We start from the raw sequence: 17951 nt of genomic DNA on the forward strand, positions 1-17951 counted from the left end.
CCCCGGCTGCGGGGGCGGCGAGGAGACGACCGACCCGCCGACCACGACGCCGCCGCCGACCGGGAGCGCCTGCACCGCAGCGGTGTCGACGGTGGGGAGCTGGACCGGCGGCTGGCAGGGGAAGGTCACGGTGACCGCCGGCTCGACGGCGATCAGCTCGTGGAAGCTGACGTGGACCTGGCCGGGGTCGCAGGCGATCACCTCGGCGTGGAACGCGACGTGGTCGCAGACGGGGTCGGCGGTGACGGCGGCCAACGTGTCGTGGAACGGCGCGGTCGCGGCGGGCCAGTCGCGGGAGGCGTTCGGGTTCATAGCGAACGGGGCGACGGCGGCCCCGCAGGTGACCTGCACGGCCACGTGATCGGCAGGGCCGCTTGACGAGCCGGTGCCCGCTCCCCCGGATCTGGGGAGCGGGCACCGGAAGCTGTTTCAGGGCAAGAAAAAAGGCCCCACCGCAACGAACCGAAACGACGAAAGCCTTAAAAATGAAACGACGACCTTCTTGTGCTAACGCTTTTTCTTTCCACAGACTATTTGTCCACACCATACACTAACTTTAAGTATCACCGAGACCTCTAAAGTATAAGGCCCGGACGCCTTTCAGGTCAAGGCGTCCGGGCCGTACTTTACGTAAATCGGCTGTTCAGCCGATGTCGAATTGGACCAACAGGTAAGCGCGGCGGACGTCTTCGGGGAGCAGCGAGTCGTATTGCACGGCACTCGCGCGCTTGAGCCCCATGCGCCACTCCCCCAGCATCGGCGGGGCCGGCACGGGGGCGACGGCCGAGTGCGGCGCGCCGCCGAACCCGGGGTCGTTCGCGCCGGGGACCTCGCTGGAGGAGCCCTGCCCGGGCAGGCGCCACTTGACGGTGAACGCGTCGGTGTGGACGGTGTCGACCACGAGGTCGGCGGCGCTCACCTTGACGGGTTCGGTGGCGGCCCGCACGCGGGCCCAGTACGGCAGGTGCTCGGGGGTGAGCGTGAAGACGAGCTCCTGGTCCTCGCCGTCCTCGGGGTGGAGCATCCGGTGCCAGGCGGTGCCGAACTGCTCCTCCAGGGCGAACAGGGCCGCGCCGGAGGTCGGCAGCACGGCGTCGATGTTGGCGACGGCCAGCGCGGCGAGGCCGGGCCCGCCCGCGCGGGCGGTGTAGTCGAGGTGGAGCACCACGTCCGTGATCGACCCGAGGTCGAACTGGTTGTGGGCCTTGGGGAGCGAGAGCGTCCACTCGCTGACGGCGCCGGCGCCCTCGAAGGGCAGGAACCGCTCGTCGTCGAAGCGCAGCTCGAACATGCCGCGGTCGTTGACGGCGTGGCTGGTGGCGATCGCGGTGGTCGGCACGGGGCTCTTCCAGAACCGCGGGTCGCCCCCGGCGAGCGGGTCGCCGTACCCGCCCGCGACCGAGTCGTCCAGGCGGACGCCGTTGTTGGTGACCGCGAGCGTGCAGTTCACCGACGTGTAGGGGCCGACGACGCACGGGACGGACAGCGCCACGGACTTCAGGCGGCGGCGGTAGTGGCCGGGGTAGTCGAGGTCGAACAGCCACTCGGGCAGCTGGACCGCGGCCTGGCCGGTCAGCTTGAGCGCGAGCAGGGCGAGCGGGTCGACCTGCGCGAGCGAGACGTGCTTGGTGAGTTCGAGGTCCCGCAGGTGCTTCTCCATGTAGGAGGACTCCATGCGGCGCAGGTCGTTCGTGAGCCGCTCGGGGGCGAGGAGGCCCTTGCGCAGGGAGTCCCAGTACCCGAACTGGATGAACGAGGCGTCCGGTTCGGCCAGCTCGAACTGGTAGGACTGCTGGGCGAGCATCGCGGTGTCGAACGCGATCTGGTACGCCTGGAAGTAGACCGTGGCGATCTTCCCGAGCATCCAGTCGTACAGCTCCTTGTCGGTGTACTTGGAGCGCAGGTACTCCTCGACGGCCTCCGAGTCGGCGGTGGCCTGGAGCTGGTTGTTCGCCTCCGCGGTGGCGATCTGCTCGCGGATCGCGGCGGTGGCGAGCTGCGCCTCCAGCTGGGCGAGGTCGGCGGTGGCGACGTCGCGGCTGAACTGGTGCTCGTCGAAGTCGCGGGTGTAGCGGCCCTGCGTCTCGGCCATCCCGGCGCCGGCCATGAGCATCCCGGCGAAGCCGCCGATCATCGCGGCCGTGTTCGACAGGAACCCGGAGATGTTGGAGCCGCCGATCGACATGCTCACGTTCGGGGAGCCGCCGAACCCGGCGATGCCGATGCTGAAGTCGGGGATGAGGTTCGCCCCGCCCGCGATGCCGGACATGATGGCGGACACGGCGTTCCCGGCCAGGCCGAGGCTCTGCATGACGACCGCGGCGATCTCCTCGCCGTTCATGCGGGGCACCGAGCCGTGGTAGGCGATCCGCGCGTCGATCGCGGCCCGCCCGGCCTCGATCGCGGCCTTGTCGGCGGTGGCCTCGTCCATCTGGAGGTCGCGCACCGCCTGGATCGCCCGGTTGAGCGCGGCCTCCTGGGTGGCGCGCAGGAGCGCCAGCTCCTCGGCGTCGCGGGTCTCCAGGACGCGCAGGAGCTTGTCCCCCAGGGCCCGCAGCTCCGCGAGGAGCTCGGCGGCGCGGGCGGCGAGCACCCGGAACCGGTAGCGGGTGTCCACGGCCGTGAACAGGCCCAGGACGCTGGAGAGGTCGGCGCCCGCGGCGGCGGCCTTGACGAGCATCCCCGGGTCCAGGGGCGGCTCGAACAGCGGCAGCTGGCGGAACACGCCCTCGATGTTGAGGCCGTGGCGGACCTTGAACAGCCGGTCGGCGACGGTGTCCCAGTAGCCGAGGAGCTTGTCGTTCACGGGGATGCCGAAGTACTTGACCTCCAGGTGCGGCAGCGGGTCGCCGCCGCCCTCATCCGGGCCGATGCCGAAGTCCAAGGGGGGCGCGAAGCCTTCGAGGACCGCGGCCACGTCCTGGTTGCCGAACGGGTCGAGGGCGCCTTCGGCGGTGAGCTGCGCGTAGGACTTGTCGGCGCGCTCGGGCGGCGGGACGCTCTCGGGGCGCCGGCCCAGGATCTCCGCGGCGAGCGTGTACAGCAGCACGGCCTGGTTGATCGATTCGAGCGTGTCGCGCCGGAACTGCTGGTCGGCCCAGCCGATGAGGTTGTCGAGGTACTTCATGACGATCGCCTTCTGGTAGGCGACCGGCCGGTAGCGGGCCACGGTGTGCGGCGAGAACGGGTGGTTCTTCCACGCGCGCAGCTCGTCCAGGTGGTCCCCGATGTCGCCGAGGATCGACTCGATGCGCTGCTGCCGGTAGTCCTCGCTGGTGTTGTCGAAGAACGGCTTGGTGACCCAGTACCGCTGGGGCGCCTCGTCACCGTCGGTGCTCGTGGGGTCGAAGATCCGGTGGTACCAGCGCATCGCCTCCTCGAACCGCTGCTCGGCGGTGAGCTTCGCGGCGATGAGCATGGGCGCGTGGAAGAACAGCTCCCAGTTGTACGCCGAGTACGCGCCGCCGCGGGTGAAGTCCACGCCGCCCTGGGCGGTCGGGTCGATCGCGTTGCCCGGCTGCGGGCCGTACGCGAACTGCGTCTGCGCGTTCGGCGCGATGCTCTGCTGCGGGCGCGTCACCAGCCCCTCGACGCCCTTGGTGTCCAGGGACGCGAGGAAGTCCGAGGCGTGCGGGTGCCAGAACGGGTACCAGCGGTGGCCGAGCGTCGCGACCGGCACGTGGATCCAGAAGGGTCCGGCGACCCCGTTGAACTGCATGGGGACCGTGGTGACGACCTGGGTGCGCTTGACCCAGTAGGCGCGCTCGCGGTCCTGGAAGACCATCGGGGACGCCGGGTCGTCGTTGAACTGGCGCCCGTGCGGCGCGAGCACCAGCTCCGCGGGCTGGCGCGCGGAGGACAGGAGCTTGCGGGTGTCCTCGAAGCCGACCATGACGTCCACGGCGGACCCGAGTGCGGCCAGGCGCCCGTTCGCGAACCGCATCGTGGCGGGCTTGCGGAGCTTCGGGGACCGCTCCGCGGAGGTCAGGGCCGTGATGCCGCGGCCCTTCTCGCCGAAGTTGGTCTGCACGTGCCACAGCGAGTCCGCGGTGAACAGCGTCCCGTCGGAGCGCCGCGTGTAGTTGCCGTACATGGGCTTCATCTTCAGGTCCAGGACCTCGCCGGTGAACACGTACGACGAGGAGTGCCAGGGCCAGTGGAGCGCCGAGTACTGGCGGCGGGTGAGCCGCTCGTGCGAGTCGGTGAACTCGTCGTAGAAGCGGCCGTTGTTGAACTCGATCGAGGAGGAGATGTACACGTCGAGCCACAGCTGGTTCGAGCGGTGCCGCGGCTTCAGCGTGTAGGACGAGCGCGGGCGCGGCCACGGGTGGATGAGCTTCTCGCCGCTGGTGCGCCGCGAGGTCCACCCGTCGGGGGTCCGCTCGGACCAGGCGAGCTCGATCTCCAGGGTCCCGGCCGGGTCGGCGGTCGGGTTCGGGGAGTCGGTGATCTGGGCCGGGGGCTGGCGCTTGGGCTGCTGGGTCTTCTCCTCGAACTGGAGCCAGAACAGGTGGAGCCGGTCGCGGTAGACCACCGGGATGACCTGGTCGGAGGCGATGTCGACGTCGATGCGCTCCCAGCCGGTCCACTCGTTGTAGGCCAGGTCGAGCGAGCGGTAGTAGCAGTGGCTCGGCTGCGAGGCCGAGCGGGCGACCACGTGGAGGCGGTTCCCCGAGGCGGTCTGCTGGTGGTAGATCCCCAGGGTCTGCATGTGCGCGACCTCCACGAGCTTGCGGAGGTAGTCGCGGTAGGCGGCCTCGGCGTTCGCGTCGGTCAGCTCCCCTTGCGACAACTGGTCCTCCAGCTCCTTGAAGAACGGGGTCTTGTCGTCGCGCAGCTCCGCCTCGATCCAGTTCTCCGGGTACAGGAAGACCTTCCGGTTCGCCTCCCAGAGCCGGTAGCCGCTCATCCACTCCCACTGGCTCCACGAGTCCAGGGACGTGGTGTCCGCGGTCTGCGCGGCCGTGATCCGCACCAGCGGCAGCTCCAGGTTGAGCAGGCACCGCTGCGCGAACAGCTGCACGGAGCTGATCGCCTGCTTCAGGCGGGACGTCAGCTGCACGGAGGTCATCTCCGTGTCGAGGAGGAACCAGCGCTGGAGGTCCGCGGTGTCCTTCCAGTACCGCGGGTTCGCCCACTCGCGGCCCTCCGCGGTGATCGTCGGCGCCGTGGTCCGCAGCGAGTGCTCGATGAGGTACGCGGTCAGGGCGTCGCGGCGGGCCTCGCGCAGCGGGTCCTGGAGCTCGGGCATGAGCGCGAGCCACGCGCCCGTGTCGTACTTGGACTTCATGGTCTGGCGCAGGTGCTCGGCGGCGAGGCGCTGCGCGCCGCCGGTGTCGTCGTCGCGGTCGACCCAGCGGAGGGCGTCCACGGCCGGGACGGCCAGGCGGCGCAGGGCCTCGGCGGCGACGCGGACGCGGGTGAGCGTGTCCACGTCGGCGTAGAACGCCGGGTCGTCGCCGTCGAGTTCGGCGAGGTCGGCGGCGTGCCAGCCGGTCAGGGCCTCCACGGAGGCGCGCACGTCCGCGACCGGGTCGCCCGCGGCGGCGGCGTCGAACACCTCCGGCCAGCCCGACTCCTCGGGCCGCGGGTACCGGTGCCGCAGCACCAGCCACGCCGCGAGGCGCCGCCACTCCAGGAGGGACGCGGGCGGATCGGCGGGCCCGGCCGGGACCGCGCCGGGGTGCAGCCACCCCGAGGCCGCGGCCCGGTCCATCAGCCACGGCAGGTCCGTGGCGTCGATCCGCATGCGGCGCACCAGGTACGCGGCCTTGTGGAGGAGCCGCCAGGTGTGGAACAGGTCCGGGAACTCGGCCTCGGTGAGCGGGTGCGTGTACTCGCCGTCCGCGTCCTGGGCCATGAGGGACGGGTTCGCGAACACGTCCCACAGGCCGGGGCGCAGCAGGTCGAGGAGGGTCACGGCCTGCCCGTCGGGCAGGGAGAACGTCGCCGCGACGGTGGCGGCGATCTGGCCGTTCACCTCCTCGGCGGGCGTGGTGCGCAGGCTCTCGCGCAGCGCGTCGAGCTGCTCGGTGATCGCCTCGGCGCGCTGGCCGAACGGCGCGTCGGGCCGGTCGTTCAGCAGCCAGTCCAGTTCGGACACCGTGAGGCCCGCGGCCTTGGTCTCGGCGTGGCGGTCGGCCAGCGCGAGGGTCGCGTCCGGGCCCGCGTACGGGTCGGGCAGCTCGGCGGCGGCGAGGTCGAGGAGCGCGAGGTACTCGGCGACGGGCAGGCGCAGGGCCTCGGCGATGACGGTGTGGCGCAGCGGGACCGTGAGGTCGGCGACGGTGAGGTTCGGGCCGGTGCGGGCGAGGAGCAGGTCGAGGTCGGCTTCGCCGACGCGCCAGGCGGCGGCGAGGGCGGGCCGGTGGTCGGCCATGGGCTCGGTGCCGGGGAGCGGCAGGTCGAACGCGGGGTCGGGCGGGTCGAGGAGGTTGGGGTTGGCGAAGAGGTCGGCGTACGGGGAGCGGGTGTCGTCGGGGCCGGGCTCGGTGCTGAGCGGGGCGTAGAGGGTGATGGCGGCCTCGAAGGGGAGGCGCAGGCGCTTGGCGAGTTCGGCGAACGCGGCGAGGCGGCGCAGCGCGGCGTCGTCGAGGGTGCCGCCGCCGATGCCGGGGGCGCGCAGGAGCCGGTCGAGCTGGGCCGGGGTCCACTTGGTGTGGCGCCACAGGCGGATGAAGCGGTGGACGCGGTCGTAGCGGGCGGGGCCGAGGCCGGAGACGGTCTGGAGTTCGAGGTCGCAGGTGCCGTCGGGGCGTTCGAGGGTGACGGTTCCGGCGGCGTGGATCCAGGTGGTGTCGAGGAGGTCGAGGAGTTCGGCGTAGGTGAGGCCGGCGTGGCGCAGGAACGGGAGGACGCCGACGGCGTTGTCGCCGGTGTCGAGGCCCCAGATGTCGTCCTGGTCGGGCTGGTTCGGGGCGGGGACGGTGACGAGGGAGGCGTCGAGGGTGGAGAGTCCGAAGTACTCGGCGGCGGCGGAGGCGAGCGCGTCGGGGGTGGCGGGGCCGAGGAGGCGCATGAGCTCGTGGCGGGGGACGCCGAGGTGGGCGAGGAGGACGCGGGCCTCCTCCTGCCAGGCGTTGAAGGCGCCGCGGACGGGGAAGGGGGCGGCCTTGACGGCCTCGTAGGCGGGGGCGTGGAGGTGTTCGGGGACGGCGCGCAGTTCGGCGGCGGTGCGGGTGGTCTGGGGCTGGGCGGCGCCGGGGGCGGCGGCGCGTTCGAGGAGCTCGTTGACGAGGTCGATGTAGGGCAGGGCGGTGTCGGTGTTGGGGCAGTTGAGGAGCAGGTCGTCGATGTCGGGGCGGCGGGCCTGGAGGACGGTGAGGACGGTGTCGGGCCCGGTGGCCTTGGCGGGCCGGGTGGAGAGGAAGCGGAGGAGGTCGGCGAGGTAGGCGGCGGGGCCGTACACGGACTCGCAGTGCCCGCAGTCGCAGTAGTCGAGGCCGCCGAACAGGAGCGCGAGGTCGGGGACGTCGCCGAGGACGCCGGTGGCGTCGGCGAGGGTGATCTGCTGGGGGCCGAGGGCGTGGGCCTGGCCGGGGGCGTGGTCGGAGCGGAACGCGGCGACCTGGCCGAGGACGTGCGCGTAGGCGATCTGGGCGGCGGAGTGGACGTGCGCGACGGCGAGGTCGTCCACGTCGTGGCCCTTGAGCTTCGCGGCGAGTTCGGCGCGGTCGAGGGAGGCGATCTGGCCCGCTGAGTGGAGGTGCGCGGCGAGGAGCGCGGCGCCGGTCTTGTGGTCGGGGGCGAGGCGCACGGCGCGCTGCTGGACGCGCATCTCGGCGCGCAGGTCGGGGTCGAGGTCGATCTCCGCGGACCGTGCGTAGGCGTCGAGGCCGGTGGCCCTGAGTTCGAGCTCGGGGTGGGCGTCGATGAACGCGGCGGCCTGCGGGACCAGGGTGAGGCCGTGGCCGTCGGTGCGGCCGAGCTCGGCGATGAGCGCGGTGGTCGGGTAGTGGGCGGCGGCGGTCGCTTCGAGCTTGCGGGCGTAGGACTCCGCGTCCTCGCCGGAGGGGTGCCCGGCGTCGGCGACGACGGCGTCCCATTCGGCGGTGGAGAGGCGCGCGAGCTGGCGGGTGGTGGTGAGGTCGGGGTGGGCGGGGTCGTCGATGCGGGCCTTGAGGAGCGCGGCGGCGGGTGCGAAGCCGTCGGCGATGGCGGCGGTCTCGACGGACGCGGCGACGTCGGCGACGACGTCCGCGCCGCCGAGTTCTCCCGCGGCGCCGGTGAGGTCGGTCCAGAACGCCTCGCTGGTCTCGCCGTGGGCGAGGAGCATCGCGGCGACGCCGTCGTAGTGCGCGGGCGCGAGTTTGGAGGAGTCGAGGAGGCTGCGCAGGGACGCGTCGCCGCCGACGGCGGGGGCGTCGAGGGCGGCGGTGACGGACCGGGCGTTGAGCGCTGCGAGCACGGCCTCCTCGTCGCGGACGATGGCGATGGGGATGAGGTTGTCGTCGGCGGCGCGCGCGAACGCCTCGGCCTGCTTCTCGGGGCCGAGGAGGAGGATGCCGGAGGCGGTGGCGGCGGTGAGCTCGTCGATGCGGGTCCACTCGTCGGTGGCGGCGAGGAGCTCCTCGGGGAGCGTCGCGGGCAGGCCCTGGCTGATGAATCCGAAGTAGAGGGCGGCGCCGAGCGCGGGGGCGCCGACGTGCTTGGCGGCGCGCACGGCGAGGACGAGGCGCATGACCTCGTACTGGGTGAGCCCGGATTCGAGGGCGGCGACGGTGACGTCGTTGCGGTCGCCGTCCTCCACGAGGTCGGTGACGCCGAGGCCCCCGAGGACCGCGTCGAGGGCGGCCCGCTGGGTCTCGTACAGGGACGGGCCGCGGTAGGGCCGGTCCCCCGCGGTCTGGTTGGTCCACTGGATGGGCGTGGGGTTGAACAGGATCCGCGACCCGAGCGGGGCGTTGTCGGGGCCGGTGAAGGTGACGACGAGGTGGAGGGGCTTGGCGACCTCCTTCGTGTTGGGGTCGCGCGGCGGGTCGTACGGCAGGTCGTAGAAGCCGGTCTCGCCGGTGACGCGGGTGGCGAGGGTCTGGCCCTCGCCCGCGAGGGACCGGAACGCGAGGCGGACCTTGGCGCCCTTGACGGGCCGCCACCGGTCGTCGCGCACGGAGCCGCGGAGCCGGTAGTGCGCGAGGGGCTGCTCCGAGTCGGGGAGCGCGGCGAGGATGTCGCGGTTGAGGGCCTTGACGGTGGGCCCGTCGAGCGCGCCGGTCTGCGGGAGGCGCTTGGCGGCCTGGAACGCCAGGACCGCCTGGCGGGTGGCCTTGCCGTAGCGGGCCTCGCCGTGCTCGCTCATGGGCACGGCGTACCCGAAGTGGGCGAGGGCCTGCTGGGCGGTGGCGACGTGGCCGCCGCGCATGTTGAGCTTCGCGCCGCGCTTGAGCGGGGACAGGCCCAGCGCGGACTTGACCTTGAGGGTCTTCACGGGCGCGGGCTTGGAGGCGGCGACGGCGTCAAGCTTGTCCATGGTGGCGAGGTCGAAGCGGCCGGAGGCGGGGAGGCGGTACTTGGCCTGGAACGCGCGCAGGGCGGCCTGCGTGCCGGGCCCGGCCTGGCGGGCGGTCAGCTCGTCGGCGCCGACGGTGACGTCGAGCTTCGCGATCGTCAAGGCGCGCACGAGGGTCCGCTGGGCCTTGCCGAACTGGGTGCGGGAGCCGAGCCGGGCCGCGAGGGCCTCGGCACGCAGCCGCTCCACCAGGGCCTCGTCGAGCCACCAGGAGACGCCGCGGGACTTGGTGCGCTGGCGGAACTGCTGGATCGCGGCGGCCGTGGAGGTCCCGACTTTGCGGGTGGCGAGCTCGGTCTCGTCGATGCGGTGGCCGAGGGCGGTGAGGAGCGCCTGGATCTTGGCGGCGCGGTGGGGCGCGTCGGTGAAGTACCGGTGCTCCAGTTCGCGTTTGATCTGCCCGGCGGTCTCGGGGGTGACGACGCCGGTGCGGATGAGCCCGGCGGCGGCCTGGAGGCGCCGCACGGCGTCCCTCGTGGACGGGCCGAGGCGGGACTCGGCGACCTCGTCGGCGTCGATGGCGTGCCGCAGCCGCGCCAGGGACGCCTGGAGGGCGGCCACGTCGCCGCCGGTGGGCTCCTCGACGAACCCGGGGAGCTGGATCGCCATGGTGCGGTCCGGGTCCGCCCCGGGCGGAGCCGCGGCCGTCTCGACCGGCAGCGTGAGCTTGCGGATCGCCTCGGGGCTGAAGTGCCGCTTCGGCTGGTTCATGTCCTTCGCCTTTCTTGGAGAGGGGGTGCGGCCTTACCACCAGTCGAATGCGCGCCCGAGGTGGAAGATGCCGACGCCGATGGCCGCGACGATGCCGACGGCGAGGAGGACGGGGGCGCCCGCGATGCCCGCGGCGATCCCGATGGCGCCCGCCGCGATGGCGAGGCCCGCGCCGACGCCCACGGCTCCGGCGACGACGCCGGGGACGTCACCGCGCTGGTAGGCGCGGTAGCCGCTGACGGCCGAGGTGGCGGCGATGCCGAGGCCGCCGATGACGAGTCCGGCGGTCATCGCGCTGACGCCGGCGACCGTGGCCCCCGGGACGGCCAGCGCGTACAGCTCCAGCCCGCCGCCGACCGTGCCGAGGGCGTCGCCGACGGCCATGGCGTAGTCGCCCTGGTAGATGTCGTAGGCGAGGGCGGCCGCGGACAGGGCGGTGCCGACGCCGGTGAGGACGCGCGCGGCGGTCCCGGCGCGTCCGGGGAAGCCGCGGATGTGCTCGGGCGTCTGGGCGCCGGGCGGGATGCGGCGGCCGCGGCCGGGGTTGGTCGCGGTGGTGATGTCGTTGGTGATGCTCGCGGGGACGTCGGTCTCGGTGATGATGACGGCCCGGGGGTTGCGTCCGGCGAGCGCGGGGTCGCCCGCGATGGACCCGGCGGCGTCGCGGGTGGCGGCGCGGGCGATGTCGCCGACGTCGGAGAGCTGCCCGGTCGACTTGATCTGGCGCACTTCGGTGGCGGTGACGACGTCGTGCCCGGCGGTGTTGTCGCGCCAGGGGACGCCGCACAGCCATTCGAGGATCTGGCCGCGGCGGGACCCCTCGACGCCTTCGCGCGGGAAGCGGAAGTGCCAGATGAACCGCTCGGCCGCGGAGGGCACGAGGCTCGTGGAGGTGCCGATGGTCCCGGGGACGCCTTCGGTGTCCCCCGGGGAGTCGTTCGCGTCCGCGCCGGTCCCGGCGTCACCGGCGCCGGTGCCCGCGTCGCCGCTGCCGTCCCCGCCGTCGCCCGTGGTGGTGCCGCCGTCGCCGCCTCCGGTGCCCTCGTCCGACCCGGCGCCCGCGTCGGCGCCCGCACCCGCGTCGGTCGCGGGCGCCGGGTCGTCGGTGGCGGCGTCCCCGGCGCCGCCGCCCGGCACCTCGACTTCGCCGTTCTCGTCGACGATGAGGTCGGGGAAGTGCCACCGTCCCTCTTCGAAGCGCGGCGTCTCGCGGAGGTGCGGGTAGTCCTTCTGGGCCTCGCGGAGGATCTGCGCGGGCGTCGAGTTCGGGTCGTTCCACACCGTGGTGTCGGCGGACGGGAAGCTGACGATGGGGTGGCCGTCGGGGGTGTGGTCCTGGGTGCCGGTCGGGTCGACGCGGCCGACGGGGTCGTTCCCGCAGTAGCGGTACAGGTTCGGGCCCGCGGCGGTGCCCGCCGGGTCGGCGCTGGTCCACCGGCCGAGCCACGGCGCGTAGTAGCGGGCGCCGGAGTGGTCGAGACCGGTCTCCTCGTCCCTCTCCTTGCCGTGGAAGCGGAACCGCTTGAGCGACAGGTCGGTGCCGGGGCGGGAGGCGCGGTAGGCGGTGGAGCCGAACGGGTGGTACTCCTCGTAGGAGACGACGGCGCCCGCGTCGTCGGTCTCCACGGTGGCCGAGCCGATGCGGTCGCCGCACTGGTAGCGATCGACCACCTCACCCACGGACGCACCGCCGATGCCGCCCGGGTCGTGGACGATGACCTCCGCCACAGCGAACGGTCCGGTCTCGTCGGCGAGGTGGATCGTGCGCCGCTCCAGGCGCAGCACCCCGTTCATCCACTCCCGGTAGACCTCGACGGTGCCGAAGTAGCGGCGCTCGGTGCGCAGGCCGCCTTGGCGCTGGATGACCTTGCGTAGCCGCGCGCCGCTGCCGTCGTACGCGTACCAGGCGGTCCCGCCGCCGCCGAGGTCGACGCGGCGCAGCTGGTCGCGGCGGTCCCAGTCGAGGACGGCGAGGTGCGGTGCGGAGGTGAGGTTCCCGTACGCGTCGTGCGTGTACTGGTGCGTGTAGGGGCCGTCGGGGTCGTCGCCGGGCGCGGAGGTGGAGGCGAGGCGGTTGCGCCGGTCGGCGAGGTCGGCGTCGTGGGCGTACCGGTAGCGGCGGGTCCATCCGCCGCCGCCGTTCGCGAAGTGCTGCATGGACGTGAGGTTGCCGAGGTCGTCGTAGGCGTACTCCTGGCGGTAGTTGCGCACGGCCGCGGTGTCGTTGGGGTGGGGCAGGGGCGCGCCGACGGGGTCGGCGGGGCCGGTCTGGCCGTTCGCGGCGTGCTCGCGGCCGGAGGCTTCGACGAGCTGCCCGATCGCGTCGTGGCGGAACCGCATCCGGGCGGGCACGAACGCGCCGTCGAAGAACAGGGACTGCTGGGCGGCGTCGGCGCACTCCACGACGTTCCCGGACGCGTCGTACGTGTAGGCCAGGTCCTGCACGGCCGCACCGGCGACGGGGGCCGTGCGGACCCCGTCGAGCCTGCGGCTCAGCGGGTCGTAGGCGTACGCGGTGGCGAGCCCGTTGCCGTACTCGGCGAGCAGGCGCCGCCCGAGCGCGTCGTGCTCCTGCCCGGCGAGGTAGGTCCGGAGCGGGCCGGTCCCGCCGATCCTGGCGCGCAGTTCCGCGATGAGCCCGCCGGGGTCGTAGGTGGGGGTGAGGACGGTGCCGTCGGCCATGGTGACCGACAGCGGGCGGCCCAGGGCGTCGTAGGTTGCGGCCGTGGTGGTCTCGTCGGGCTCCAGGAGGGGCCCGGCGGCGGCGAGGACGAGGGCGGGGTCCTCGACGCCGACGAGCGCCCCCCAGTCGGGGTCCGTCGCGGGGTCGGCGCACAGGCGCCGCACCACGTCGAGGGGCGCGCCCTTGTGGTCGTACCGCTCGAACACGACGACCCCGGCGGCGTCGAAGACCATGTGGATGCGGCCGGTCAGGTTCCGTTCGGCCGCTTGGGGGTGCGCGTCGCCGTAGACGACGCGCCCGATCGCGGTCTCGCCCTCGCCGGGTTCGGTCGCGAAGGACGCGACGGGCCGGTGGGCGCCGTCGAACTCGACGCGGCTGGACCGGCCGTGCTCGTCCCAGGCCCGCACCAGGCGCCCGCCCACGTCGGAGAGGTGCCAGCGACGGCCGCGCTCGGCGGACTCGCCGGTGACGGCGCGGCCGAGGAGGTCGGCGACGCCGGAGGTGACGAGGCGGTCGCGGGCGTCGAACTGGCGGGTGAACCCGCCCGTGGCGTCGCCGTCGCCGCGGAGGTTCCGCAGGTCGCCGCCGCCGTTGTCGGAGACGGTGAGGAGCGTGCGGCCCAGGGCGTCCGTGTGGGTGCGGCCGGGCGTGCCCGCGTGCTGCGCGGCGATCCACGCGGCGCGCTCGTCCGGGTCGGCCGGTTCGGGGCCCGCGGGGTCGGGGGCGCCGCGCTCGGCGTACCAGGCGGAGTCCAGGACGGTGTCGCCCGGGCCGTGGGCGGTGCTCCCCCACGGCCCGGAGTCGGTGCGCGCGAACGTGCCGTCGGGGTGGTCGACCCGGACGGCGCGGCCGATCGGGTCGAAAGTCGTGACGGAGGTGACGCCGGTCTGGACGAGCGCGGTCGCGGACTCGAACTCGTGGGTCGCCGAGAAGTACGGCTCGTACTGCTTGACGGCGAGGCCCTTGTTGTTGAACACGGCGCGGCCGGAGCCGATCCAGCGCGGGTCGGCGTCCACTTCGGAGACGGTGCCGGTGGCGGGGTCCCAGGTCTTGGCCTTCCCGGCGGCGGCGCGGGCCTTGACGAGGACGGGCGTGCCGGAGCCGTCGAAGTAGGCGTGGAACTCGCGCCATTCGGAGCCGGGGTCGCCGTGGCGCTCGCGGTGGCGGCGGCGCACCGAGACGGGCTCCTGCCGGTCGGCCCAGGCGAACAGGTCGTAGTCCATGGTGGCGGAGGGGTCGTCGAGGGTGTCCATGCCGGGCTCGCCGGGGCGGCCGACGAGGGCGCTGGCGACGGGCGCGCCGAGGGCGTCGTAGCGGACCTCGGCGCGGTTCCCGGCGGGGTCGACGGCGGCGCGCGGGGCGAGGACGCGGTAGTCGTGCTCGGTGCGGGCCTCGTGGCCGATCGGGTCGCGCACCAGGGTGATCGCGAGGTCGTGGGCGTCGTGCTCGATCTCGGTGACGGCGCCGAGGGGGTCGGCGGCGCCGGACGCGAGGTAGAAGTGGTCGGCGGCGTCGGGGGCGTAGACCGCGGTCCCGGAGGTGGCCCACCAGCCGCCGTCGAGGGGCTCGTACCCGGCGCCGGCGAGTTCGGTCGCGTCCACGGTGCCGTCGTAGTGGGCGGCGACGAGGCCGTCGGTGAACGCGAGGCGGCGGGTGCGGTAGGTGAGGCCGAGGGTGTCGTGGGTGCCGAGGGGGAGCGGGCCGGTGAGGTCGTCGGCGCGGAAGAGGACCTGGGTGCGGCCGGTGAGGCGCAGGACCGGGCCGCCGGGGGCGGGGACGGTGCCGTCCTCGTCCACCGCCTCGTAGGGGACGCGGTCGGCCGCGGCGGCGAACGCGTCGAGGTCGGCGGCGGGGTGGTGTCCGGCGGGGAGCCCGGCGAGCTCGTAGGAGCGGGTCTCGCAGACCTGGCGGAGGCGGTGGAGGTCGGGGCCGTCGAGGTCGGGCGTGTACTCGGTCTCCAGGTAGCCGCCGATGGTGCGGGCCTGGGCCTCGCGCACCGGTTGCGGCAGTGAGGGATCGGGGGCGGTGCGGCCGTGGGCGAGGGTCGCGGTGCGCACGGGCAGGCCGAGGTCGTCGGTCTCCAGGACGACGGTGCGGGCGGTGCGCGGGTCGCCGGGGACCCGGTCGTAGGTGCGGGTGACGGCCTCGGTGGGCAGGAGCTGGAACACGGCGTGGTGCCGGTTCCCCTGCGGCTGGCGGAGGACGACGGTGTACGCGGCCTCGTTGACGGCGTAGGGGTGGACGGACTCGGGGGCGTCGTCGAGGCCGAAGACCTCGGTACGCAGGGCGGTGCCCTTGAACGCGCGGCACGCCTGCCGGTACTCGTCGTCGGTGAGGCCCGTGGGGATCTCGGGCTCGGGGACGGGGGTCTCGGCGAGGTCGGGGTTGTCCCAGTACTGGTCGCGGCGGGCGTGGAGGAGCCGGTCCCCCGTCGCCGCGGCGGCGCCGGTGTGGAACCAGGTGCGGGTGAGCACGGGCGCCTGGTGCAGGTCCGCGTCGGCGGTGTTGGCGCCCTCGGGGAGGAGCTCGAACGCCTCGGTGTCGACGGTCTCGACCATGCCGAAGCCGCGGAACTCGCGTTCGGCGGGGTCGAAGTAGCCGTCGTGGTAGCCGGTGACGGCGGTGAACACGGTCTCGCGCACGCGGTCGGTGCGGGTGACGCGGTGCGCGCACGCGACCGGGAACGGGAGCCGCGCGGGCCAGGGCCGCCCGGCCTGCTCGTCGGCCAGCGCGAAGGACGTGGAGGAGCGGTACTCGACGCGGACCTCGCCGCCGACGCCGTTGTCGTACCCGGTGAGGAGGTGGGGGCGCCCGGCGCTGAGCAGGTCGATGTAGCGCAGGGGCGCGGTGGAGGGCAGGGACGTGGACCAGACGAGGCAGGCGGTGCCGGTGCCGCGCAGGTCCACGACGGAGACGCGGCGGCGGTTGTCGTTCGCGGGGAGGCCGGTGAGGGCGCGGGCGGGGCCCCAGGAGTCGCCGCCGCGGTTGGCGTAGAGGCGGACGCCGTCGGCGGCGAGGTAGACGAGGTCGGCGCGGCGGTTGCCGTCGAGGTCGGCGAGGAGCACGCGGCGGGGGTCGAAGGCGTCCGGGCTGTCGAACCAGGGGGCGTCGTCCATGGCGGTCTCGGGGCCGAAGCGGCCGTGTCCGAGGCTGGGGCGGTAGGTGACGGTGCCGTTGGCGATGCGCACGAGGTCGGGGAGGCCGTCGCCTGTCATGTCGGCGAACTGGACGGCGGCGGACGCGGAGGATTCGAGGAGGCCGGGCTGATCGGGGCCGTCGAGGGGGCGGGGGGCGGCGAAGCCGTCGGCGCCGAGGCCCTCGCACCAGCGGGTCCCGGCGGCGTCGGCGACGACGAGGTCGGAGAGGCCGTCGCCGGTGAGGTCGGCGAGGCGCACGTCGGCGCGCTGGAGGTCCACGCCTGGCTGGGAGGCGAAGGGCGCCACGGCCTCCCAGTCGCCGTCCTCGCCGCGGCGGGCGCGGCCGGTCCCGGCGGGGCCGAGGCGCACGAGGTCGGGGACGCCGGTGCCGTCGACGTCCACGAGGAGGTCGGTGGCGGGCGCGGCGGGGCCGTCGGAGGGGCGGGCGGGCACGGGCAGGGCGGGCCCGAAGCTGACGTCGTCGCCGAGGGGGCTGGTGTTGCGCAGGTGGTACCAGGCGCCGCTGAGGGCGGTGAGGACCCCGGCGACGCCGTCGCCGTCGAGGTCGACCCAGGTGTGGTCGGTGAGGTCGAGCCCGGCGGGGAGGTGCTCGGCGTGCACGTCGCGCACGGTGGGGTCGATCTCCGCGGGGGCGTAGTGGAGCGCGAGGGGCGGGGTGCCGGCGGTGGTGTAGTCGTCGCCGTCGCGGAGGTGCCCGCTGGTGGTCACGGAGGTGAGGCGGGAGTCGCCGCCGACGGGGTCGGTCTCGTGGCCGAAGGCCACGGACCGCACGAGGGTCGGGCCGGCGCCGAGTTCGGGGAGGTCGTGGAACATCAAGGCGCGCAGGCACCTGCGGTAGTGGCGGACCTCGAAGGCGGGGCGGCGGTCGGAGTAGGGGTCCGGGCGCACGGCCCAGGGCCGGTCCGGGGCCGCGAGCGGCAGGTCCGGGTCGTGGTCGCCGTAGTCGAGGACGAGCGTGAAGATCCACGAGTCAGGGCGGGGCGTCGCGGGCTGGCCGGGGGCGAGGACGGGCCGGTAGGGGGCGGTGTTGCCGTAGCGGACGCGCTTGAGGTGGCGGGCGGCGGTGCGGTCGGTGCGGGCCGCTTCGGCGGCGGTGCCGGTGTCGACGCCCGCGCCGTCCTCCGCGGCGTACTCGTACGCGACGGCGTTGCCCTTGTCGTCGTGGGTGAAGCTGACGAGCCAGGCGAAGATGCGCGCGGGGTCGGCGGGGTCGCTGACGCGGCTCTCGGGGCCCTCGCCGAACCAGGCGGTGGCGTTGTCGCCGGAGAGGGTGCGCCACTTGACGTCCGCGCGGTCGGCGGTATTGGTCCAGCGTTCGACGCGGCCGGTGCCGTCGTCGAGGCGGGGCCGGTAGCGCTGGACGCGGTACTCGGTCCCGGCGACGGTGCGCAGCACGGGCGGGGCGGCGTCGGGGACGAGGTCCTCGGCGTCGGCGGCGAGGAACACGTCGGACTCCCCGACGCCGTCGCCGGTGTCGAGGTAGCGGGGCAGGCCGCGGTCGGTGCGGCGGGCGATGCGCGGGAGCGGGAGGTCCCAGCCGTAGCCGAACAGCCCTGGGCCGCTTGCGGAGTCGTAGGCGGCGGCGAGCGTCGGGGCGCCGCGGCCGGGGCTCAGGGGCAGCGGGACGGTGAGGGTCGCGGAGCCGGTGACGGGGTCGGTGCGGAAGGTCTCGCCGAGGCGGGCGGGCGGGTTGCCGACGGCGGGCAGCTCGGGGGCGCCGGGCCCGACGGGGGCGGGCGCGGCGGGGCCGCGGTCGTCCGGCGAGGGCGGTCCCGGCCGCTGCATCGGGTGCTCGGCTCCGCCGCGGTAGGAGTCCACGATCGCGGCCCCTTTGCTGGGAAAGGTCGTTGAAAGGCACTTGAGGGGGTGCCTGATAACGGAGCGTAATGCG

Annotated in this window: 3 protein-coding genes; 1 reads left to right on the forward strand and 2 read right to left on the reverse strand. The window is 74.1% G+C overall.

What is annotated here, in order from left to right:
• Nucleotides 1-82: 82 nt before the first annotated feature.
• Nucleotides 83-361 carry a cellulose binding domain-containing protein gene (locus AB0A65_RS24915; protein WP_359955103.1) on the forward strand — a complete coding sequence of 93 codons (279 nt, stop codon included), beginning with the start codon at nt 83-85 and terminating at the stop codon, nt 359-361.
• Between the two features lie 282 nt (nt 362-643).
• On the opposite strand, the gene AB0A65_RS24920 is transcribed toward AB0A65_RS24915, so the two are convergent.
• A complete protein-coding gene (locus tag AB0A65_RS24920) occupies nt 644-10219 on the reverse strand; it encodes a neuraminidase-like domain-containing protein (RefSeq protein ID WP_359954966.1) in 9576 nt (3191 codons plus the stop codon).
• A 33-nt stretch (nt 10220-10252) separates the two neighbouring features.
• Entirely contained in the window at nt 10253-17878 is a 7626-nt protein-coding gene (locus AB0A65_RS24925; RefSeq protein WP_359954969.1) for a SpvB/TcaC N-terminal domain-containing protein, read from the reverse strand.
• Between the last annotated feature and the right edge of the window lie 73 nt (nt 17879-17951).

Source organism: Glycomyces sp. NPDC047010, assembly GCF_040644205.1.
Classification (GTDB): Bacteria; Actinomycetota; Actinomycetes; order Mycobacteriales; family Micromonosporaceae; genus Glycomyces.

Excerpts from the sequence above, each read along its gene's own strand:
- AB0A65_RS24920 (WP_359954966.1), bottom strand. The coding sequence starts at position 10,219 with ATGAACCAGCCGAAGCGGCACTTCAGCCCCGAGGCGATCCGCAAGCTC.